Genomic DNA, 21,792 nt, shown 5'->3' on the forward strand with positions numbered 1-21,792 from the left:
TCCGGTGGTAAGGTTGGCGTCGCCAAACAAACCCACCCAGACCACAGGAGGTCCGGCATGAAGAACGAATACCGCTTTGGATACGACGAGATGCTTATCCAGATCCAGGCATGCGTTCCTGACTCACAAAAGGGGGACGGATTGCCTATGACGATGGCCAGAGCGCAATGGATAAGCCAAGTCTTTGTGCTGTGTACCCTTGGTAACTCACTGGCACGTGACAAAGGCTGGAGGCTATGGGGAATGGATGCCATTGAGTATGCGCTCATGCGTCGCTACTCCTGGCCACTGGAAACCATTCGGGAGATGCCAATTCGGGATAGGTGGCTAGCACTGCATGAAGAACTGGCGGATTTGCAATGGGATGAAGAGGCTCAGCAGGTATGGCTAGCGAAGATCGAACCAGTGCTGCCAGGCGCACCGGGGACGGACTACGACGTCTGGCGTTCGGATGCGCCAGGATTTCAATTACCCCAAGCTCCTGGCTATCTAGTGGTCCGGTAACGAATGCTTCGGGTCTCGAGCGCTTATCGGGCCAAATCTGTTCGGGGTCGATCCTGACCACCGTGGAAAAGCGATAGCCGTGCTCCTGCCAGTGCAAGACTGCCCCGCACCGGTGACTAATCAATCCCTCCTGCTCGAGCCGCTGAGCCACCCAGCTTGGGCGTAGCCCTCCGTATGGTATGTCCTCACGGCTGTTAAGAATGTACTCGATGACACCGTGGATGAGGGCAGCGCTGGGAACAAGTAGGCAGGCATCCAATAGCCAGGCATTGGCGGCGGACCCGTCATACACTCGTCCGTGGTGGCAGAAGTTCTGCAAGGCTTGTATCCATTCGGCGCTCGCTATCGAAAGGAGATTGTTAGCGGGCTGCTGGTCACGCATGACTAGACTCCTTGCCGGCTCCCGCCGGCGAGAGATCGGAAGTTCAATGAAGGGGCTCATGCAAGAGCTCCCTGCCAAGTTGGTGCAAGGTCGGCGAAGCGGGTCTGGTTGGCGATGAAGGCGGCGCGGACGGTGCCGATCGGGCCGTTGCGGTACTTGCCGATGATGATTTCGGCAATGCCCTTGGCCTCGGTGTTGGGGTGGTAGACCTCGTCGCGGTACACGAACATGATCACGTCCGCGTCCTGCTCGATTGCGCCGCTCTCACGCAGGTCTGCGTTGTTCGGTCGCTTGTTCGGCCGGTTCTCCAGGCTGCGATTGAGCTGGGACAGGGCCACGACGGGGCAATCCATTTCCTTGGCCAGTGCTTTCAGCGAGCGGGAGATTTCCGAGATCTCGGTGGCTCGGTTTTCCAGGCCTGGGCAGCGCATCAGCTGCAGGTAGTCGACCAGGATCAGTACGGGGTGGCCGTACTTCCTGGCTGCACGGCGAACCTTGGCGCGCAGCTCTGTCGGCGTCAGGTTGCCCTGGTCGTTGATGACCAGTCGGCTGCCATAGTCGTTTATGCGCTGGATCGCGACGGTCAGCCTGGGCCAATCCTCTTCTTGCAGTTGGCCCTTCATCAGCTTGCCAAGGTCCAGGTGGCCGAGCAGGGCAGCAAGCCTGAACAGCAGCTGCTCTGCTGGCATTTCCATGCTGTAAACCTGGACAGACTTCTGTTGGTCGCTCTGTAGCGCGGCGTCGATCAAGTTGAGGGCAAACGACGTTTTGCCCATCGAGGGACGGGCACCGACGATGATGAGATCCGACTTCTGTAGTCCGCCGGAGAGCTCGTCGAGATCCTTCAGGCCTGTCGGGACCCCCGTTACCGTCACGTTGTTGTTGAAGCGGTAATCGATGGTGTCGACGATCTTCGCGAGGCCCTTGTTGATATCGACAAAGTCGGACTTGTGCTGATCTTGGCCGAGGGCGAACAGCTTCTGCTCGATCTCCTCCTGAACCTCACAGGGATTCGCCTGGTGGTTCGAGGCGGTTCTGGTGCAGTGGTGCCCGAGAGACATCAACTGCCGCAGGTGCGCCCGATCGCGAACGATCTGCGCGTAAGCCTCGATATTGGCCACGGAGGGCGTGTTGTCAGCGAGCTGGCCGAGGTAGGCCAGCCCGCCGGCTTCTGGAAGGTCTTCGATCGCTTCCGACACCGTCACGACGTCAAACGGGGCGTCCTTCGCGGCCAACTCGCTGATGGCGGTGAAAATCAGCCGATGCTCATGCCGGAAGAAGTCCTCCTTCTGCAACTGATCGCCGACAATGTCCCATGCCGCGTTGTCCAGCATCAGGCCGCCGAGTACCCCTTGCTCCGCCTCGACGGAGTGCGGCGGCGTAAGTTCCAGAACACTCACTTCGAGTCCTCCCGGCTGATCTGCAGAAACGTGCTTCCGCTGCCGTCCGGGGAGCCGATGATCTCCAGCGCTTTCACTTCCACCTTGGCGGACTCGATGATCACCGAACCCACATGAGCCACCGCTTTCGCGCGCTCGATATCCAGGGGCTTGTCTTCGTCAAGCAACCCTTCGATGGTGGCAAAGAGGTGATTCCGCAGATCCTCAATCTTGTTCTTCATGCTCGACCTCCTGAATGGTGCGCTTGAGCTTGCTGATGACGCGGATTGCGCTCTTCAGCTCAGGTGGATAGCGATGGATGGAGTTGCGGCGCATGCGTTCGGCCCGGGTGATGAGTTCCAGGTTGTCGATGACGACGTTCTGCTTGTTGTTGTCCTTGAAGCAGACGCAATGGCCGGTTGGGATGGGGCCGACGTGTTCTTCCCAGAGCAGGATGTGGATGCTCTTCCAGTCCCGGGGGGGATAGCCGGTATCCGAGATCTTTCGTTGCAGGTAGCCATCGGCACTTACCCGTGTGCTGCCGACCGGGAGCCATGTGTGGGGCTTCTGCCCCTTCTTGAACTGCGTTTCCGATGAGCGTCCTCGCGCGGGAAGCCCCTTCATGCCGCAGTTCCATGGGGTGTTTCCCTTCTTGAACCGAGTTGCGCTGCCCCAGTCCTGCCGGATCTTCTTGGAGAACTCGGGGCTTTTTTTCAGCCCGAGCCGATACGCTTTGGAGCAGATCTGCTGGAGCGTTTTGTTCAACCTGGCTGCCAGGACCTCGTTCGGCATATCCGGATACAGGCGCAGCAGCACCAGTTCCTGTTCGGCGGTCCAGGTTTCGCGGATGCAGCGCTCCTCTCGGTTGCTGAATTTGCGGCGGGCATGCACCAGAGCCTCGTAGGCGATGTTCGAGAGAGCAGAGCGAGTCATCGGGAACCTCCCTGCTCGAGCGCGCCTTGAACTCGCCGGCTGACGCCGCGGTGCAGGCGAGTGTTTTTGCCGTGCTCCCAGCCTGCGTGCAGCGAAGCCTGGTCATAGGCCAGGGGCTTCGTCGGCGCTGCCGGCTCCAGGAGTTTCAGCTCCGGATGGTGTAGTTCGAGGTAGGCCTTGATGGCTGCTTGAGTCGACTCGTCCGGCCTGCCGGCAAAGTCACGTACCAGCGAACGCACTGCGAGAAGCCAGCCTTCGACGAAGAGCTTGCTGCGACGGCGCTTGGTCGACAGCTTGCAGCGCTTCTGTTGAGCGACATGAGCCGAGCGCGCCGCCACCAGTTGGTGGTGGAGCGTAGAGTAGGCGTGAGCGGCTAGCTCAGGGCCGATCCCTCGGCCCATGAACTTGAACGTCCAGCCCGCTGGCATCGCGTATGCCGCCAGGTAGTCGCAGCCGAAGGAGTTGGCGCAGATCCCGGCCAGTTCATGCAGCCATGGGGCAGGAGAGCGCCTGGTTCGAGTGGGAACGCACGCGGTCTCCACCGTGTGGGCCGAGATCTCCGCATCGCTGAGGTCGAACTGGCGCTTCAGGATCGCGGCCTGGCGCAATGCGGTTTCCGCCTCGTTCGGCGTGGCCCCCTTGGCATTCGCCAGGGCCATCAGCTTCTCGACCTTGGCGAGGACTTTTTGCTTGTCCATTACGCGTCCCCCTTGCAGCAGGTTGAGCCCTGCACGGGCGCGGTGCGGTCCAGGCGCTCGATCTCAGCCAGCGCCAGGGCGCAGGCCTTGACCAGATCTCGTCGCACGGTGGTTGGCTTCCACCACTGCTCATCCCAAGGCCATGCCAGCGACACCAGCAGGGCGGCGGTTCCATCGTTCGGAGCGCTGGATCCGGCCAGGGCGTAGCAGGCGGCGGCTCGGGCCATCTGGCCGTGGCTGTGCTCGTCGTCGTGCTCTGGCGTCCAGCCTTCGGCCTCGATCTGCCGGCGGCGCTCGGCTTGGACATCGAGCCATGCTTGGGGAACAGGGGATAGGCTCGAGGTGGGGTAAATTCGGTCTGCGACCTGCCTTACCCGGTCGACAATAGCCAGGGCTGCTACGTCGCCCAGTGCGACCTCCAGGGCGGCGAGCAGGTTGGCCATCAAGAACTGCTCACGCTCGTCCGCGTGGTTTTTTGCGCTTGGGCGCCTGTTCCAGTCGACCTGTGCTGAATACCTCGCTGTTACTGTGTCTGGCTCGCAGTAGGACGGCCCGATGTAAACCTGGCAGTCCAGGCATTCAATGGCACAGTTCCAGGCATTGGTGTCGAGCAGCTCGGGTTCCAGCATTCGAATGTTCGTGCTGCCGCAGAGCGGGCAGGGCTTGAGCTTGGGGTCACTCGGGGCTGCCGGTTCCAGCTTCTCCAGCTCCTCCAGCTTGGACTCAAGCGAGGCGACCCTGGCCAGGGCGGCGTCGCGCTGATTCAAGGCCTTGGCACAAGCCTCGCTGAGCAGGCGTTCATGCTGTTCTGCTGCCGCATCGAGATCGATTGGACTCAGGTGCTCTCCGAGCGGTCGCACGTACTGGCACACCGGGCCGTTATCGGTATCGTGGATCGATAGCACGAACCAACCGGAGCCTTCGGGTCGCGTTGGGATCCACTCGCTGTATCGTTGGTCCGATCGTGCAGAGTCGTAGAGGCGAGGCGCATCCGACTCCATGAAGACGGTCTGCAACTCAAGGCCAAGCCGGCGCAGCGTTTCCTGCGCCTCGTTGGAAGAGCAGTTGTCGGCCAGGTCTGGATAGTTCGGATGGGTCCAGAAGCCGAACTGGTCGCGCTCGACCAGGTGGGCTTGAATCATAGGCTTCATGCCAGGCCCCCCTCGCTCATGCCAAGCACTGCACTTGCCTCTGCGGCCAGTTGCTGGCCTTCCGGGCTAGGCGAGCTGCCGACGAAGAGCATCAGCCGCTCGATGACCTTCACGGTGTCCTGGGAGGGTTGGGCGAACTCGGCCAGGTGATCGATGGCAGTCGCGATATTCCAGATAGCCCTGTTCATGTCCCGCTGGATCACGTGGATCGAGCTGGCATTGGCCGCGATGGCCAGTTGCGACTTCGTCTGCAACAGTAGGTCGTGGGCGATTTGGAGCAGGGCGTTCTGCAGGGGCTGTCCACAGGCACGCTGCTGAGCGCGAACCGGAGCGACAAGGCCCTGCAGCATCGCAGCACCTTCAGCCTCGACCAGCAGATTGTCGGAAGCACCGGCGGCAGCGCCTGCTTTGGCCATGTAGCCTTGCACGTAGGCGTCGAACTGGGTCTCGGCGATCAGGCTCAGGATGAGGTTGTTGCGGTTCTGGAGGTTCATATGAGGCCCTCCGGAGCCGATTGCAGAGCGTCTGTCCAGAGCTGAAGGGTTTCCTGCTCCTCGCTGGTCAGAGCGATCTGTGCGGTGCAGTCAGCGACCTTCTGCTTGATGACGCGCAGGCGCTCCTCGACTTCTCTGCCATCGTCGTAGGCGATTTCGTGAGTCAGGTGGCTAATGAAGTCACATCGCAGGCTCCCCACCTGACTAGCGAAATACTCGGCTTCACTGCGCCACCCGATGAGCTGCTTGGGACGCTCCAGCCAGCGTTTGAGTTTTGAGTGGAGCTGGTGCGTGGAGTACAGGGGATCGAACACCTTGGCCCGGTTGTAGATCAACGCGATCTGCAGGATTTCCAGCCGCTCTTCGAGCGTATTTCCCGGAAGCGGGTAGTTCGAGGCGACCAGTTGCTTGGCCAGGCGCCCGCGCAGCTCACGCCGCTTCTTGGCCTGTTTCTCGTCGCGATCACGCTTTTCCTTCGCATGCTCGACCTGCTGGTTCACCGAGTCGAGCAAGCGCGCAGCGTCTTGTAGGAGCTGCTTTTGCTCGAAGCTCAAGTAGCAACCCAGCTTCCCGAACAGGTCGGTACCGCCACCAGTCAGCTTGCGTATTTCTCGCGCAGCGCCGGTCAACTTGGCCTGTTGGCTCCGAAGGTCGGCGGCGCTGCCGAACTTGTTCAGTTGCAGCACAAGTTCCGCGTCGACGTCGCGGGCTTGGGTGATAGGAGGCTTCGCCATGTCAGCGCCCTCCCTTGACCAGTGCTGCTACCGCCTCCGGCGTCAGCGCGAGGAAGCGGTCAGTCCACTCGGGAAAGACCTCGATGGCCAGGTTACGGATGATTTCCAGCGCGGGCGCTGATGTGCGATTCGAGGGTTGCCGCGTTTCGAGGCGGTGCGCTGGTAGCCCGCGCGATGCTGCATTGCGAAACACGACGGCATCCGGGACAGTCGTTTCGAGTACAGAAATGTCCTGATGCTCATCGAAGATGGCACGCACATTCTCGTGAATCGCCCGGGAGTCATTGGTCTGGTCCAGGCAGTTGATGACGATCTGAACCTTGGGGATCCGCATGCCGAGGCGCTCGTAGGGACGCAGTCCATCGAGCATTTGCATGGTGCCGCGGTTGAACTCGCGGGCAGTGAGCATGTTGGGCTGCAGGGGGGAAACAACCAGATCCGATGCGAGCACGACCATTTCTAGTAAAGCGGAGCGCGCACCTTGGGTGTCGATCAGCACCAGGTCGTAGCCCTGTTTCAGGGACGGCATGAGGTTTGCCAGCCGGAGCCGGCCATCGGGCGCCTGGAGCAGTAGGTTGTTGAGCTGGTTGTTCTGGTCGTTGGAAATCACGACGTCCAGGTTGGGGATAATCGTCCTGGAGATGATCCTCGCTGGGTCAGTTATGTTGGCGGCGAGCAGGTCGTAGATGCCGCCCTGGGCGACTTCAGGAAGCTCGTAGTACGAAGATAGGGAGGGCTGGACGGGGTCCAGGTCGATGAGGAGGGTCTTCAGGCCAGCATCGGCGCAAAATGCACCGAGGTTGGCGGCGGTGGTGGATTTCCCTACACCACCCTTGGTGGATACAATTGAAGTCGCTTTCGCATTCATGTCTACAGCCTCTAATGTGGGGTCATTAGAGGCTGCTAAACAGACTCGTTGTAACGGGAGTGGAAACCCTTCCTAGACGACCTTGGTCCAAATGGCTTTTAACCAATTGGTCGTAGGTTCGAATCCTACACGACCCACCATATTAGAAAGGAGTTTCTGTAGCTCTCCGTAGAGCTCGCAACTTTAGCTTCGGAGCTGCAGTATGCCTTGGCCAGGAAACTGGCCAGAATCGACCGAGTCGATATGAAAAGCCCGCCCGACAAGGCGGGCTTTTCTGTTTCCGCAGTCCGGATATCTCATCCCCAGCGCACCGCAACTCTTATCCTTATCGACATCGGGAAGAAGGCCGGTTTCGCGCTTCCGCCAGTCATATCGGTACTGGCAGCCGCTTTCCCGTTCGTTCTGGCGTGTTCCTGTCAGACCCCGCGCAGCCTGGTGAACTGGTGCACGGCTATCCGAGGATTTGTCAGCGGACCGGGACTCCCATAGAGTGAGGTTCCTTTCCTGGCGACCGGATGAGTGACCCGATGCCGACCCCGGTTTTCATAAAGAGAACGGTACTGTTTGGCGACTGTGATCCCGAAGGGATCGTCTATACGCCACGTTTTTCATACTTTGTGCTGGAAGCGGTGCAGGAGGCGCTCGGGGTCTGGCTGGGCGGCCCGGGGCTCAGAACCCTCCTGGGGTTCAGGATTCTTCCCCCGGCGAGAGCGTTCTCCCTGGAATTCCTGCATCCGGTCACCTGGGACGACGAGCTCACGATGCAGGTGGGCGTGTCGAACGTGGGGACGCATTCTTTCTCGTTTTCAGTCGAAGGACGTCTTTCGCCGGACGTGGTGGCGTTCACTGCGAGCCTGACGCAGGTCTGTGTCTCCCCGGATACCCGCGAAGTCATGGAGGTCCCCGCGCAGCTCCGCGCGCTCCTCGCATAGAGAAACATTCTGGCTATTCGTCGCGGCGCTGGCTACGGCCGGCAGGACGCTGCGAGCGGCATGCCGCTGACCTGCTCCGTGGGGCTCCGGAGGAGGGCGGCAAGCCGCCTTCCTTCATTTCTACTCGTTGCCGAGCATCGCATCCAGATCGCGCATGGTCTGTTTCTTGGCCTGGACGCCCTGCAGTTCGACGAACATTGCCTGGACGGTCTGCACCATGCGTGCAATGGGCATCTTGCCCAGCGGCAACATCTGGTTGTTGTCGCGGATGGCCGGGGCGCAGACGAAAGCGAACGAGCGTTGCAGCCAGTAATCGTATTTCCCCGGGTCGATCCAGCCGTCGACGGTTTTCACGTTGGTGATGACGTTGTCGATGCGGCGCATGGCGCGTGCGTTGTCGAAGCGGACCCTGCGCTCCTTGCACTTGAACTGGACCTCGTAGGCCGTCAGCGTCGGCATCGACCGGTCTTCGAATAGCTGGATGATCTGCGCCGACTGGATACCTTTGGGTTGCTGCAAGATGCCGGTGGCGTTGGCGACGAATACCTCGTTGTTGTAGCGTTCGCCCTTGCCGTAGACGATCCAGTAGTCGCCGGTGCTTTCGGCGACCGCAGTCGTTGCCGTGCAGATGAAGGTGAGCGGCAGCAGCCAGCGCCGAGCGTGAAGGAATGGTTTGCCCATGAGTTCGTCCTTGAATGTCTTGTTCCCGACCGCGGAGGGTCATCCAAGGGACGAATCATAGGTGCAGCCCAAGGTGAGGGTCGACTAGCACGGATGAGCTATGGACGAAGCGGGGGAACTCGATCGGAGTTCGCTCCATCGGCACGTTCGGGAGGGTCGATGGCTGGCGCCTCGGGTGCGCTCCGCCACGCATTCGAACGAGAACGACGGGCCGGCTTTACTGCTCGGAAGGCACGCTGCGCCGCTGTTGGCGGCATCAAGCTGCCGGCGATGGGGGAGGGCGGCAGGCGCTCGTCGACTGGCCGGTCGATCTGCCGGGTACGCCTGCTGGACGTCGTTAGGGTCAGGCCGTCTGCCGCGCGATGACTCCATGAGGTCGGGGGGCTAGTCGAAAAGCGCCTCTGGCGTTTCCGCGTGGATTCGCTGCCATAACGTCTGGATCTGCGAGGCCAGTACCCGGTGCTCGGAAAGCGGCGGCAAGGCGTCCACCGGGAAGTACTCGGCCGCCGACGTTTCGTCCGTTTGTTGTTGAAGACTGCCTCCGGTGACGTGGCAGAAGAAGAAGGCTTTCAACGCATGCGGCAGTTGGGGAGGGTGGGGATGCTTGTGCTTGTCCAGCAATGCCAACAGGCGTATCGCTCGAACTTCCAGTCCGCTTTCTTCCTGGGTTTCGCGAACTACCGCATCTGCCGGCGACTCGTTTACGTCGCACCAGCCGCCTGGTAGGGTCCAGCGACTATCCGAGGCCTCCCGAACCAGCAGAACCCGCTGTTGCGAGTCGAGGATCAACGCACGGACGTCCAGTTTCGGGGTCGGGTAGTGGCTGTCCAGAGCGATCCAGTTCTCGACCCGTTCGTACGCTACCCCCTGGTCGCTGGCGATGAATTCGGCGACGGCATGCTGGAGCGCGCGAAAGCGTCCGATGTCGAAGCGGTCCTTGGAGAAGGCGAGACCGGCCTGGGCGGTGGACAGTATCAATTCCAGAAGACGGGCAAGCGCCCTGGGATCGCTGACCGATGGCATCCTTCCTTCCGTTTTTTCGGCCTTCGCGTGGTCCGCGTCGTGCAAGCCGTCCAATGGATTTGCCATAGATAGAACCCTCGCCGCTCGATGATCTGTAGAGCTGGTTTTCAACCAGGTGTTCCCTGCGTCTTCCTCGTATGCCTGTGTGCGCCAATAGTGGCTTATGCCGCTGTTTTATCGCGACCTGCGCGTAACCCTGACTCGCCTGTCGCAGCGATGGCTCCTCCGCCAGGTTCGCTTCGAACCGTCAGGCGGTCGCAACCGATGACGCCTCTTCGCACAGACTTACCGTAGGAGTTTCCCTCCCCGAAACGAGCGGTCGGGCCGGCTGCGGTCGGCTGGCAAAGGTAGACTCCGTGCCGGCCATGAGCGTTTCCAGGGCCGTTTGGGTCCGTTCGAGGAGACGCAACAAGCGATGCTCCCCTGTTTGGACGGCAGAGGCGGAGGCAATTCCCTTATGCTGCTTGCGGATAACTGGCCCGGACGGCATGTACGGCCTTGTCGTTCTACGGATGCCTGGAGTCCCGCAGGCGGGACAGCGCAACGCGCAGTGACCTTCCTTTAAGCATATCGATGGAGTCTGTATGAAAGAGCTTGGTTCGGAATCGCCGATGGAAAGTCTTTTCGACATTCGTTCGCTGGAGGCCATTACCGGCGGCGAGCCGGCTGCATTGCAGCGGTTGCTGGAAACTTTATTGGCCAGCAGTCGGGATGATCGTACTCGGTTGGCGGAATTGCTTGAACTCGCAGACCTGCAAGGAGTGGCCGAACTTGCGCACAGGATAAAAGGGGCTGCGAGGGTGGTGGGCAGCAGCCTATTGGTCGAGTCTTGTTCCTGCCTTGAAAAGGCTTGCCAGAACCCATCGGAGTCTTCCGAGCGGATAGCCAATCTGGCCTCTTCATTGGAAGGCAAACTAAGTGCGTTCGAAATCAGTATCTCAACCGAATTGGCAAAGCTCTAGAGATCGGACCAGATAGAGGTTTCAGAAGCTGTTCAGGTTTCTCCATAACCTGAATCGCATCTATTCACCAGCATGGATTTCCCGTTCCCGTAAGCTCCGCGCCTGCTGCTGGAGTAATGGGATAATTGGGAGCCTGCTGGGTTTGCTTTGGTTTGTCTTGGTTTTTCATTTTTCTATATAAGAGGCGCTATCGAAGCTGATGCGCTTCTTTCGGATCGTTCATTTTGTTTGGCTGTTAGTGGTAGCGGGCTTATGGTGTCGGAGGGTTTTTAACTACGAGGTTTTTTCCGCTTGTAGGAAACTTCATACAAGCACTGGGGAGATTTCACACGATTGCCTGGGAAGTGCTTCGTTGTCGTTCTATTCGGCTTTTCGGAGAATGTTGCTGGCTCTTATAGAGTTCAAAAATCGCAACACTTTCACTGTCAAAAGGAAGCTCAATCGTGTCCATTTCCATGAAAAGCATTCTGGCTGCCGCAGTAGCCAGCCTGGTCGTCGGCAATGCCATGGCGGCAGACGGCACCATCAATTTCAAAGGTGAAATCACCGCGGCCGCTTGCAGCATCACTGGTGGTGCCGGCACCACCGTTGGCGGTGCTGCGGGCAACCAGACCATCGACGTAAACCTTGGCAAGATCAGCATCGACTCGCTGGGCGGCACCGCGGGCGGCAGCATCGCCGGTGGTACCAGCCTGAACCTGAACCTGGACTGTGGCAAGACCGGTACCGGCCTGACCACCGTCAAGCTGAAGTTCAACCCGATGTCTGGGAGCACTATTGACCCGAACAATGAGAGCCTGCTGAAAACCGTCGGCACCGCCACCGGTGTCGGTATCGGTATCTATGGATCCGATGGCAAGCTGCTGAACCTGTCGGCGAACGAGACCATCGATGCGCCCCTGGATTCCAAGGTACAAAAAGATGGCGAAGGCAATGACATCACTGTCTACAGTGCCAAGCTGAATCTGCGTGCCGCTTATGTCAAATCCGGCTCCGTAGCTCCTACGGCTGGTAGTGCCGACGGTTCCCTGCCGTTCACCCTGGAATACAACTAAGTTCTGCTACGTGGGCGGGGTATGTATATACCCCGTTCCATGAGGTGCGAGTTCATCATGAAATATCCATTTTCTTCCAGAGTTATCTGGGGTGGCATCCTTTTGCTTTTTTCCACCCTGGCCAATGCGGGAATCACACTGGGAGGAACCCGGGTCGTTCTGCAGGCGCCTGCCAAGGAGGCTGCGATCCTGGTCAGGAACCAGGCTTCCAAGGACGTGATGATTCAATCCTGGGTAGAGGCTGATAATGGGGCAGATAAACGTGAGGTTCCGTTTGTCATCACGCCTGCCCTCAGTCGTTTGGGAGGCAACAAGCAGCAAACCCTGCGTATCCTGTTTCAAGGGGAAGGCTTGCCGAGCGACAGGGAATCCGTATTCCGCCTGAACGTCCAGGAAATTCCGCAAAAATCTGCCTCGGCTAATACGTTGCAGATAGCTTTGCGCCAGCGTATCAAGGTCTTCTACCGCCCCGATAACTTGTCGGGAACTTCCGCCGAAGCGCCTGGAAAGTTGAACTGGCGTCTTGTCCGTCAGGGTGGAAAGTCAGTTGTCGAAGTTTCCAACGATACTGCGTTTCATGTCTCTTTAGCCAGCGTGAAATTAAAAGCTGGCAATGCCTACTATGTTGTTGATGCCGACATGGTCGCGCCGAAGTCGAGTCGCCGATTCGAAATCAAGGGAACTCCATCCGGCGTTTCTGGAAATGTCGAGTTCCAGAGCGTAAATGACTATGGCGGACTCGATAAACATTCCAGCTCCTTATCCGACTGAAGCTCAGAAGAGCAGAGTAGAAGAGCAGAAGAACTGCTCTTAACTTCCCCTATGGATGGGTGTTTCCGTTTTGTCGGAAATTAGTCCAAGGAATATTCGCGTGGCCATATTTAGGAAAAAGTTCGACTTCGAGTTGTCCGTCTATTCCAGGTCTTCCTGTCTCATGGCCTTGGGATTGGCTTTGCCTGCCGTAACTTTCGCGGTGGAATTCAACGCCGAGTTCCTGAACAACGAGGGCGGGGCGCCCGTTGAACTGAAGTATTTCGAGAACGGCAACTCGGTGTCGCCCGGCACTTACAGCGTCGACATTCATTTGAACCAGATCATGATCCGGCGCGAAGATGTCGTGTTCAGTGCCGATCCCGAAACCGGAAGCGTTCGTCCGGTCGTCCGGGTAGGGCTGCTCAAGGAGATCGGGGTCGATATAGCCCGGCTGACGCGAGACAAACTCATTCCGGATAATCTGGAAAACAATACGCCCCTGAATGTCGCCGAACTCATCCCCGGTGCATCCATCGAGTTCGACGTCAACAGCCTTTCCCTGCTGGTCAGCATTCCACAGCTGTATGTACAGCGGCACTCGCGTGGCTATGTGGATCCCTCTCTTTGGGATGACGGTGTCACCGCGTTGTTTTCCAACTACCAGGCCAACTTCACGCGCAACACCAACTTTGGCCAGAACAGCGATTATCGCTACCTGGGCCTGCGCAACGGCTTCAACCTGTTTGGCTGGCGTCTGCGCAACGACTCCTCCCTGAGCGGAGGTACCGGCATGCGCAACAAGTTCAGTAGCAACCGTACCTATGTGGAACGTGACATTCGTGCCCTGAAGGGGACTTTGTCCCTCGGCGAGTTGTATACCTCCGCTCAGGGGGATGCTTTCGAGAGCGTGCGTATGCGCGGCGTGCAACTGCAATCCGATATCGGCATGCTGCCCGACAACGAGATCAGCTATACCCCGGTGGTGCGCGGTATCGCTGAAACCAATGCGACGGTCGAGGTGAGCCAGAATGGCTTCGTGATCTATTCCACCAACGTACCTCCCGGTGCGTTCGAGATCACCGACATCTATCCCAGCGGCTCCAATGGCGACCTGGAGGTCAAGATCATCGAGGCGGACGGACGCCAGCGGTCCTTCAAGCAGTCCTATTCCTACCTGCCGGTCATGACCCGCAAGGGGAACCTGCGCTATGGCCTGGCCGCCGGTGAGTACCATAATGATGGCCAGCCGTCGGTCAACCTGCTCCAGGGGTCGGCTGTGTATGGCTTGTCCGACAGGGTTACCGGCTTTGGCGGCCTGCTCGCTGCGGAGAAGTACAATGCCACCAACCTGGGCCTCGGCTTCAACACGCCCCTGGGCGGTTTTTCTGCGGACGTGACCCATAGCCAGTCCCGCACGCGGCGGGGTGGGCGCAACCAGGGACAGAGTCTGCGGCTTCTCTATTCCAAGACCATCAACGCCACCGAAACCAGCTTTACCGTGGTGGGCTATCGCTATTCCACGGAAGGCTACCGTACTCTCAGCCAGCATATCGACGACATGTCCGAAGAGAGCTACCTCTATGGCTCAAGTTCCAGTCGGCAGAAGAGCCGCATAGACCTGACGGTGAACCAGACGCTGTTCCGACGCAGTTCGCTCTATCTCACGGCGGGCGAAACCACATATTGGAATCGCCCCGGCAGCAGCCGTCGCGTGCAGTTCGGCTTCAGCAGCGGCATCAAGCGCGCGAGCTATAGCCTGGCGGTTTCCCGTACCCAGGAGACGGGTTCGTTCGGGCGCTCCGATACCCAGTTCACGGCCTCCGTCAGCATCCCCTTGGGCGGTAGCGCACGCTCCAGTCAGGTATATGCCAATGCCGTGAGTTCACAGCATGGTGATTCGAGCCTGAACACCGGTATCTCCGGATACCTGGATGAAGCCAATGCGTTCAACTACAGCGCACAGGCCAACTACAGCAAGGACGGCGGCAACTCCGGCAGCGTCGGCCTGGGTTGGGACACGTCCAAGGCCAAGTTGTCCGCCAATTACAGCCAGGGGCGCGACAACAAGCAGATCAACCTGGGAGCAAGCGGTTCGGTAGTGGTGCATTCGGGGGGAGTGACCTTCGGCCAGCCGGTGGGGGAAACGTTTGGCCTGGTGGAGGTTCCGGAGGTCGGCGGCGTCGGCCTCGACGGCTACTCTTCGGTTCGCACCGACGGCCGTGGCTATGCCGTGCTCCCTTACATGCAACCCTATCGTTACAACTGGGTGAACCTGGATACCAATACCCTTGGAAGCGATACCGAGATCAGCGACAGCACGCAAATGGCCGTGCCGACCCGGGGCGCCGTGATCGCCAAGCGTTTCTCCGCGGAGTCCGGTCGGCGGGTGCAGTTCGACCTGAGCATGGACTCTGGAGGAAAGATTCCCTTCGGTGCACAGGCATACGACAAGGAAGAGCGGGTCGTGGGAATGGTCGACAACCTGTCCCGTTTGCTGGTGTTCGGTATCGAGGACCAGGGGCGCCTGTCCATTCGCTGGAGCGATGGCTCCTGTTCCGTCGACTATCAGTTGCCGCCCAGGAACAAGGACCTGACTTACGAACGAGTTGCGCTCAGTTGCCGTCGGTCCTCGATCTGAAATGTCCCCGCTGCAGTCGGGTCAAGTCAAAAGGCGAGGATTTTTCCGGTGAACACCGGGCGCGAGGGCAAGCGGCAGCTCACTCGTCCTCGATCATGCTCAACAGGTCTGGTGTCCTGCCTCGGGTTTCCAAACGCAGCAACCACTGCTTGGCGGCCAACCCACCGGCGAAACCGGTGAGGCCGCCAGAGGCTCCGATCACCCTATGGCAAGGTGCAACAATGGACAGTGGGTTCCGTCCGTTGGCGGCTCCAACCGCCCGTACTGCGTTGGGGCTGCCGATCTGCACGGCTATTTCCGTATAGCTGCGGGTCTCGCCGAATGGAATGGTGAGCAGGGCGGACCAGACCTTTTTCTGAAATTCGGTACCTTGGAAGTCGAGCGGGAGTTTGAACCGGGAACGTTTGCCGGAAAAATATTCCCGCAACTGGCGTTCGGTTTCCGCCAGGAGGGAGCTGTCCTCGGAGAGCCGCATCTCGTCCAGCGGTACTCGGTTGGGACGCTCATGCTGCCAAAGAATCGCGACCAGAAAGGCATCGTCCCTGGCTACCAGGGTCAGTGTCCCGACCGGCGATTCCATTTTCCTGTAGCTATGGGGCATGTAGGTGTCCTCTTCGGCAGGCTCGCCCAGTGTACTACGCAATGGGATTTCAACAGGGAAGCCTGCAAATGGCAGGCGAGGCGGGGCGGAGCGCTATCGGCCCGATGGATGGCCGCCTGCTTCCAGGCATGCCGTCGCCCCTTGGAGCCCAGGTCGAGCGCCTCGAACTGTGAGATCTGGGAGGCGATTTGCCGAGCAAAGTGGGTTGTCATTGGTTTGCCATCTCATGGGTTCGGACGAGGCCTCGAGCAAGGGTTGTAACGGTTTTTGTCTGGCCAATGGGCTCTTGCGTAAAAAGGCTGCCGCCCTTCTTGCTTGGTTGCCGTTCTCGGATCCCGCGCAGCCCGGTGGGTGTGCCAAATTTCTCGCGGTTTGGTTCGCGCCGATTGCCGCGGCCTACGAAGCCCGTGGTTCTTCTCCCCGAAACTTTTTCGTTCGGACTCCGAATATCGCGCTTCGCCCAGCGCCGCTAGTTTCCCGTTCCTGACAAAGCAAGCGCTCTGGCTCAGGTATCTCCTGATCCGGATGCATATCGCTGAAGAGGGAACGTTCTGTCATGTCCACATTGGCCAACCTGACCGAGGTTCTGTTCCGCCTCGATTTCGATCCCGATACCGCCGTTTATCACTATCGGGGCCAGACTCTCAGCCGGCTGCAATGCCGGACCTACATTCTCTCCCAGGCCAGCCAACTGGCCCGCCTGCTCAAGCCCGGCGATCGCGTGGTGCTGGCGTTGAACGACTCGCCTTCGCTGGCCTGCCTGTTCCTGGCCTGCATCGCGGTCGGCGCCATTCCCGCCGTGATCAATCCCAAGTCCCGCGAGCAGGCCCTGGCCGATATCGCTGCCGACTGCCAGGCCAGCCTGGTGGTGCGTGAAGCCGATGCACCGTCGCTGAGCGGTCCTTTGGCGCCGTTGACCCTGCGTGCGGCCGCCGGACGCCCTTTGCTCGACGATTTCTCGCTGGACGCGCTGGTCGGTCCTGCGGACCTCGATTGGAGTGCCTTCCATCGCCAGGACCCGGCGGCAGCCTGTTTCCTGCAATACACCTCGGGTTCCACCGGGGCGCCCAAGGGGGTGATGCACAGCCTGCGCAACACGCTCGGTTTCTGCCGGGCGTTCGCTACGGAGTTGCTGGCATTGCAGGCGGGAGACCGGCTGTATTCGATTCCCAAGATGTTCTTCGGCTATGGCATGGGCAACAGCCTGTTCTTTCCCTGGTTCAGCGGAGCCTCGGCGCTGCTCGACGATACCTGGCCGAGCCCGGAGCGGGTTCTGGAGAACCTGGTCGCCTTCCGCCCCCGGGTCCTGTTTGGGGTGCCGGCCATCTATGCCTCGCTGCGTCCGCAGGCCAGGGAGCTGTTGAGCAGCGTGCGCCTGGCGTTTTCCGCCGGCTCGCCGCTGCCGCGCGGCGAGTTCGAATTCTGGGCCGCGCACGGGCTGGAGATCTGCGACGGCATCGGGGCTACCGAGGTCGGCCATGTGTTCCTCGCCAACCGCCCGGGCCAGGCGCGTGCCGACAGCACCGGGCTGCCGTTGCCTGGCTATGAGTGCCGGCTGGTGGACCGCGAAGGACACACTATCGAGGAAGCGGGCCGGCAAGGCGTGCTGTTGGTGCGTGGCCCTGGGCTGAGTCCGGGTTACTGGCGGGCCAGCGAAGAGCAGCAGGCGCGCTTCGCAGGTGGCTGGTACCGCACCGGCGACCTGTTCGAGCGCGACGAGTCGGGTGCCTACCGTCACTGTGGGCGGGAAGACGATCTGTTCAAGGTGAATGGCCGCTGGGTGGTGCCGACCCAGGTCGAGCAGGCGATCTGCCGTCATCTGCCGGAAGTGAGCGAGGCGGTTCTGGTTCCTACCTGCCGGCTGCACGACGGCTTGCGTCCGACCCTGTTCGTCACCCTGGCCACTCCGCTGGACGACAACCAGATCCTGCTGGCGCAGCGCATCGACCAGCATCTCGCCGAACAGATTCCCTCGCACATGCTGCCCAGCCAATTGCATGTGCTGCCGGCCTTGCCGCGCAACGACAACGGCAAGTTGGCGCGCGCCGAGCTGCGCCACCTGGCCGACACCCTTTATCACGACAACCTTCCGGAGGAACGGGCATGTTGATTCAGGCTGTGGGGGTGAACCTGCCCCCATCCTATGTGTGTCTGGAGGGGCCGCTGGGAGGCGAACGCCCTCGCGCCCAGGGCGACGAGATGCTGATGCAGCGCTTGCTGCCGGCGGTTCGCGAAGCCCTGGACGAGGCGGCGGTCAAGCCCGAGGAGATCGACCTGATCGTCGGCCTCGCCCTGTCTCCCGACCATCTGATCGAGAACCGCGACATCATGGCGCCGAAGATCGGCCATCCGTTGCAGAAGGTCCTCGGCGCGAATCGCGCGCATGTCTTCGACCTCACCGACTCGAGCCTGGCCCGCGCCCTCTACGTGGTCGATACCCTCGCCAGCGACCAGGGCTATCGCAACGTCCTGGTCGTGCGCGGCGAATCCAGCCAGGGATTGGAAGTGGACAGCGAGTCCGGCTTCGCCCTTGCCGACGGCGCCCTGGCGCTGCTCTGCCGGCCGACCGGCAAGGCCGCGTTCCGTCGCGGTGCGCTGGGCGGTGATCCGGCGCAGGAATGGCTGCCGCTGAGCATTCCGCTGAATACCGATATTCGCCAGGTAGGCGACGTCAAGGGACACCTCAACCTGCCGGCCCAACCTGGATTGCCCGAAGCGGTACGCGCCGGATTCACCCGTCTGGCCGGGGACTTTCCGCAACTGAACTGGGTGCGCGAGGAATGGTTCGGCCAGGGACGGCCCGATGGTCGTTGCCTGGGGCCGTTCGAACTGGCGTCGCAACTGCGCGCGGCACAGCGCGACCGTCTGGATGAACTGCTGCTGATCAGCTTCGATCCGTTCGGCATGGTGGTGGAGGGCGTGACCCTGGAACTGGCGGGAGAAGCTCATGCATAAGGTCAAACTGGCAGCGATCACCTGTGAACTTCCGGCTCGCAGCTACGAAAACGACGATCCGGTGTTCGCTGCGGTACCGGACCTCAGCGAGTCCTGGTGGCAATTCTGGGGCGTCAATCGGCGGGGCTATTTCGACCCGCGGAACGGCGAGAACGAGTTCAGCCTGGTGGTCCGGGCCGCCGAGCGCCTGCTGCGCAGCAGCGATACCGCGCCGGATAGCGTGGACATGCTGATCTGTTCGGCTTCCTCGCCGATCATGACCGACGCCGGCGATGTCCTGCCGGACCTGCGCGGACGTCTCTACCCGCGCATGGGCAACGTGCTGTCCAAGCAGCTCGGCCTGAGTCGGGCGCTGCCATTGGATTCGCAGATGGAGTGCGCCAGCTTCCTGCTCAACCTGCGCCTGGCAGCGAGCATGATCCGCCAGGGTAAGGCCGAGAAAGTGCTGGTGGTGTGCAGCGAGTACATCTCCAACCTGCTCGACTTCACCTCGCGTACCTCGACCCTGTTCGCCGATGGCTGCGCGGTGGCCCTGCTGACCCGCGGCGACGATGACAGCTGCGACCTGCTGGCTTCGGCCGAACACAGCGACGCTACGTTCTATGAAGTGGCCACCGGTCGCTGGCGCCTGCCGGAAAACCCGACCGGCGAGGCCAAGCCGCGGCTGTATTTCTCGTTGTTCAGCGACGGCCAGAACAAGATGGCCAGCTTCGTCCCGACCAACGTGCCGATCGCGATGCGCCGGGCGTTGGAAAAGGCCGGCCTGGGCAGCGATGACATCGATTATTTCGTCTTCCACCAGCCAGCGCCGTTCCTGGTCAAGGCCTGGGCCGAGGGCATCGGTGCCCGTCCTGAGCAGTACCAACTGACGATGGGCGATACCGGCGTGATGATCTCCGTTTCCATCCCGTACACCCTGATGACCGGCCTGCGCGAGGGCAAGATCCGCCCCGGCGATCGTATCGTCATGGCCGGCGCAGCCACTGGCTGGGGGTTCGCCGCCCAGGTCTGGCAATTGGGCGAGGTGCTGGTGTGCTGAGGCATCGCCATGTTGAACCACGGTGTCCGAGGAGGGCTGCACATGGGTAATCCGATCCTGGCCGGGCTGGGTTTCAGCCTGCCGAAACGCCAGGTCAGCAATCATGACCTGGTAGGGCGCATCAATACGTCGGACGAGTTCATCGTCGAACGTACCGGCGTGCGCACCCGCTATCACGTCGAGCCGGAACAGGCGGTCAGCGCGCTGATGGTGCCGGCGGCGCGCCAGGCCATCGAGGCTGCCGGGCTGCTGCCGGAGGACATCGACCTGTTGCTGGTGAACACCCTGTCGCCGGACCACCACGACCCGTCCCAGGCCTGCCTGATCCAGCCGCTGCTGGGCCTGCGGCACATCCCGGTGCTGGATATCCGGGCACAGTGCAGCGGGTTGCTGTACGGCTTGCAGATGGCTCGCGGGCAGATCCTCGCCGGGCTGGCACGGCATGTCCTGGTGGTCTGCGGCGAGGTGCTGTCCAAGCGCATGGACTGTTCGGACCGCGGCCGCAACCTGTCGATCCTGCTCGGCGACGGTGCCGGCGCAGTGGTGGTCAGCGCCGGCGAGAGCCTCGACGACGGCCTGCTGGACCTGCGCCTGGGCGCCGACGGCAACTACTTCGACCTGCTGATGACTGCGGCGCCGGGCAGTGCCTCGCCGACCTTCCTCGACGAGAATGTCCTGCGCGAGGGCGGGGGCGAGTTCCTCATGCGCGGCCGGCCGATGTTCGAGCATGCCAGCCAGACCCTGGTACGGATCGCCGGCGAAATGCTCGCGGCCCATGAGCTGACCCTGGACGACATCGACCATGTGATCTGCCATCAACCGAACCTGCGCATCCTCGATGCGGTACAGGAGCAACTGGGCATTCCCCAGCACAAGTTCGCGGTGACCGTGGATCGTCTGGGCAACATGGCTTCGGCCTCGACCCCGGTCACGCTGGCGATGTTCTGGCCGGACATCCAGCCGGGACAGCGGGTGCTGGTCCTGACCTACGGCTCCGGCGCGACCTGGGGCGCGGCGCTGTACCGCAAACCTGAGGAGGTGAACCGGCCATGTTGAGGCTTTCGGCTCCCGGTCAACTGGATGATGACCTGTGCCTGTTGGGGGACGTCCAGGTGCCGGTGTTCCTGCTGCGTCTCGGTGAGGCGAGCTGGGCGCTGGTTGAAGGAGGGATCAGCCGGGATGCCGAATTGGTTTGGGCGGACCTGTGCCGCTGGGTCGCCGACCCGTCCCAGGTGCACTACTGGCTGATCACCCACAAGCACTACGACCACTGCGGCCTGCTGCCCTACCTGTGTCCGCGGCTGCCGAACGTACAGGTCCTGGCGTCCGAGCGGACCTGCCAGGCCTGGAAGTCGGAAAGCGCGGTGCGGGTGGTCGAGCGCTTGAACCGGCAACTGTTGCGTGCGGAGCAGCGGTTGCCCGAGGCCTGTGCCTGGGACGCTCTGCCGGTTCGCGCGGTGGCCGACGGCGAGTGGCTGGAGCTGGGACCGCGGCATCGCCTGCAGGTCATAGAGGCCCACGGCCACAGCGACGATCACGTGGTTTTCTACGACGTGCGACGCCGACGCCTGTTCTGCGGCGATGCCCTGGGCGAGTTCGACGAGGCAGAGGGGGTGTGGCGGCCGCTGGTGTTCGACGACATGGAGGCTTACCTGGAGTCCCTGGAACGTCTGCAGCGTCTGCCGACCCTGCTGCAACTGATCCCGGGACACGGCGGCCTGCTGCGGGGGCGGCTGGCCGCGGATGGGGCCGAGTCGGCCTATACCGAGTGTCTGCGCCTGTGCCGGCGGTTGCTCTGGCGCCAGTCCATGGGCGAATCCCTCGACGAACTGAGCGAGGAGCTGCACCGCGCCTGGGGTGGGCAGAGCGTCGACTTCCTGCCCGGCGAACTGCACCTGGGGAGCATGCGCCGGATGCTGGAGATTCTCTCCCGCCAGGCGCTGCCTCTGGACTGACACGGGACATCCATTGCGGCGATCGCCGCCGACGGCAGCGGTCGCAATTGGGGGA

22 protein-coding genes are annotated in these 21,792 nt (G+C 61.2%); 11 read left to right on the forward strand and 11 right to left on the reverse strand.

Features of this window, described 5'->3' with window-relative positions:
- Positions 1-57: 57 nt before the first annotated feature.
- Positions 58-504, forward strand: a complete 447-nt coding sequence (locus ACTJJX_RS15050) for a hypothetical protein (RefSeq protein ID WP_003117028.1) — start codon at positions 58-60, stop codon at positions 502-504.
- Positions 505-942: 438 nt separating this feature from the next.
- On the opposite strand, the gene dnaB is transcribed toward ACTJJX_RS15050, so the two are convergent.
- The 8 genes from dnaB to ACTJJX_RS15090 are packed head-to-tail and all read right to left on the reverse strand — an operon-like array spanning position 943 to position 7,143.
- Complete coding sequence (dnaB, locus tag ACTJJX_RS15055) at positions 943-2,286, reverse strand: replicative DNA helicase (RefSeq protein ID WP_023082650.1); 1,344 nt, start codon at positions 2,284-2,286, stop codon at positions 943-945.
- A complete protein-coding gene (locus ACTJJX_RS15060) occupies positions 2,283-2,507 on the reverse strand; it encodes a hypothetical protein (protein ID WP_009315888.1) in 225 nt (74 codons plus the stop codon). Before ACTJJX_RS15060 ends, dnaB begins: the two co-directional genes overlap by 4 nt.
- Entirely contained in the window at positions 2,491-3,198 is a 708-nt protein-coding gene (locus tag ACTJJX_RS15065) for an HNH endonuclease signature motif containing protein (RefSeq protein WP_023082649.1), read from the reverse strand. The genes ACTJJX_RS15060 and ACTJJX_RS15065 overlap by 17 nt, the downstream gene beginning before the upstream one ends.
- Complete coding sequence (locus ACTJJX_RS15070; RefSeq protein WP_023082648.1) at positions 3,195-3,896, reverse strand: DUF2786 domain-containing protein; 702 nt, start codon at positions 3,894-3,896, stop codon at positions 3,195-3,197. The genes ACTJJX_RS15065 and ACTJJX_RS15070 overlap by 4 nt, the downstream gene beginning before the upstream one ends.
- The gene (locus tag ACTJJX_RS15075) at positions 3,896-5,047 is read right to left on the reverse strand and encodes a Lar family restriction alleviation protein (RefSeq protein WP_023108755.1); all 1,152 of its coding nucleotides are present in this window, start codon (positions 5,045-5,047) and stop codon (positions 3,896-3,898) included. The genes ACTJJX_RS15070 and ACTJJX_RS15075 overlap by 1 nt, the downstream gene beginning before the upstream one ends.
- The gene (locus ACTJJX_RS15080; protein WP_003111783.1) at positions 5,044-5,541 is read right to left on the reverse strand and encodes a hypothetical protein; all 498 of its coding nucleotides are present in this window, start codon (positions 5,539-5,541) and stop codon (positions 5,044-5,046) included. The genes ACTJJX_RS15075 and ACTJJX_RS15080 overlap by 4 nt, the downstream gene beginning before the upstream one ends.
- Entirely contained in the window at positions 5,538-6,275 is a 738-nt protein-coding gene (locus tag ACTJJX_RS15085) for a hypothetical protein (protein ID WP_023108754.1), read from the reverse strand. The genes ACTJJX_RS15080 and ACTJJX_RS15085 overlap by 4 nt, the downstream gene beginning before the upstream one ends.
- Before the next feature lies 1 nt (position 6,276).
- The gene (locus tag ACTJJX_RS15090) at positions 6,277-7,143 is read right to left on the reverse strand and encodes a ParA family protein (RefSeq protein ID WP_023108753.1); all 867 of its coding nucleotides are present in this window, start codon (positions 7,141-7,143) and stop codon (positions 6,277-6,279) included.
- Between the two features lie 527 nt (positions 7,144-7,670).
- Between ACTJJX_RS15090 and ACTJJX_RS15095 the strand changes: the two genes are divergently transcribed.
- On the forward strand, positions 7,671-8,075 hold the full coding sequence (locus tag ACTJJX_RS15095) for an acyl-CoA thioesterase (RefSeq protein ID WP_003112559.1): 405 nt from the start codon (positions 7,671-7,673) through the stop codon (positions 8,073-8,075).
- 120 nt (positions 8,076-8,195) lie between these two features.
- On the opposite strand, the gene ACTJJX_RS15100 is transcribed toward ACTJJX_RS15095, so the two are convergent.
- Together ACTJJX_RS15100 and ACTJJX_RS15105 are read right to left on the reverse strand one after the other, a co-directional pair.
- On the reverse strand, positions 8,196-8,756 hold the full coding sequence (locus ACTJJX_RS15100) for a hypothetical protein (RefSeq protein ID WP_003117022.1): 561 nt from the start codon (positions 8,754-8,756) through the stop codon (positions 8,196-8,198).
- A 384-nt stretch (positions 8,757-9,140) separates the two neighbouring features.
- Positions 9,141-9,779 carry an NUDIX hydrolase gene (locus ACTJJX_RS15105; protein WP_003120654.1) on the reverse strand — a complete coding sequence of 213 codons (639 nt, stop codon included), beginning with the start codon at positions 9,777-9,779 and terminating at the stop codon, positions 9,141-9,143.
- Between the two features lie 584 nt (positions 9,780-10,363).
- On the opposite strand from ACTJJX_RS15105, the gene ACTJJX_RS15110 reads away from it, so the two are divergent.
- The 4 genes from ACTJJX_RS15110 to ACTJJX_RS15125 all read left to right on the forward strand — a co-directional run bounded on the left by ACTJJX_RS15110 (position 10,364) and on the right by ACTJJX_RS15125 (position 15,187).
- Entirely contained in the window at positions 10,364-10,741 is a 378-nt protein-coding gene (locus ACTJJX_RS15110; RefSeq protein ID WP_003117019.1) for an Hpt domain-containing protein, read from the forward strand.
- A gap of 443 nt (positions 10,742-11,184) precedes the next feature.
- Positions 11,185-11,796, forward strand: coding sequence for a fimbrial protein (locus tag ACTJJX_RS15115; RefSeq protein WP_004348355.1), 612 nt, complete (start codon positions 11,185-11,187; stop codon positions 11,794-11,796).
- Between the two features lie 57 nt (positions 11,797-11,853).
- Complete coding sequence (locus ACTJJX_RS15120; protein ID WP_003120653.1) at positions 11,854-12,567, forward strand: fimbrial biogenesis chaperone; 714 nt, start codon at positions 11,854-11,856, stop codon at positions 12,565-12,567.
- A 100-nt stretch (positions 12,568-12,667) separates the two neighbouring features.
- Entirely contained in the window at positions 12,668-15,187 is a 2,520-nt protein-coding gene (locus ACTJJX_RS15125) for a fimbria/pilus outer membrane usher protein (RefSeq protein ID WP_003123214.1), read from the forward strand.
- A 79-nt stretch (positions 15,188-15,266) separates the two neighbouring features.
- On the opposite strand, the gene ACTJJX_RS15130 is transcribed toward ACTJJX_RS15125, so the two are convergent.
- Positions 15,267-15,788, reverse strand: coding sequence for a methylated-DNA--[protein]-cysteine S-methyltransferase (locus ACTJJX_RS15130; RefSeq protein WP_016851909.1), 522 nt, complete (start codon positions 15,786-15,788; stop codon positions 15,267-15,269).
- A gap of 556 nt (positions 15,789-16,344) precedes the next feature.
- Here ACTJJX_RS15130 and pqsA point away from each other — a divergent pair.
- From pqsA to pqsE, 5 genes are read left to right on the forward strand one after another with little or no spacing between them, the layout of a single operon-like run.
- Positions 16,345-17,898 (forward strand): anthranilate--CoA ligase, encoded by a 1,554-nt coding sequence (gene pqsA / locus ACTJJX_RS15135; RefSeq protein WP_003112552.1) that lies wholly within the window; start codon positions 16,345-16,347, stop codon positions 17,896-17,898.
- Positions 17,892-18,743: a 2-heptyl-4(1H)-quinolone synthase subunit PqsB gene (gene pqsB / locus ACTJJX_RS15140; RefSeq protein ID WP_003108611.1), complete on the forward strand. Its 852-nt coding sequence runs from the start codon at positions 17,892-17,894 to the stop codon at positions 18,741-18,743. The genes pqsA and pqsB overlap by 7 nt, the downstream gene beginning before the upstream one ends.
- Positions 18,736-19,782, forward strand: a complete 1,047-nt coding sequence (pqsC, locus tag ACTJJX_RS15145; protein ID WP_016851908.1) for a 2-heptyl-4(1H)-quinolone synthase subunit PqsC — start codon at positions 18,736-18,738, stop codon at positions 19,780-19,782. The genes pqsB and pqsC overlap by 8 nt, the downstream gene beginning before the upstream one ends.
- Before the next feature lie 42 nt (positions 19,783-19,824).
- Positions 19,825-20,838: an anthraniloyl-CoA anthraniloyltransferase gene (gene pqsD / locus ACTJJX_RS15150; RefSeq protein WP_003117014.1), complete on the forward strand. Its 1,014-nt coding sequence runs from the start codon at positions 19,825-19,827 to the stop codon at positions 20,836-20,838.
- Entirely contained in the window at positions 20,832-21,737 is a 906-nt protein-coding gene (gene pqsE, locus ACTJJX_RS15155; RefSeq protein WP_003086247.1) for a 2-aminobenzoylacetyl-CoA thioesterase PqsE, read from the forward strand. Before pqsD ends, pqsE begins: the two co-directional genes overlap by 7 nt.
- Positions 21,738-21,792 lie beyond the last annotated feature (55 nt).

This window comes from Pseudomonas sp. 22490 (assembly GCF_052044465.1).
Classification (GTDB): Bacteria; Pseudomonadota; Gammaproteobacteria; order Pseudomonadales; family Pseudomonadaceae; genus Pseudomonas; species Pseudomonas aeruginosa.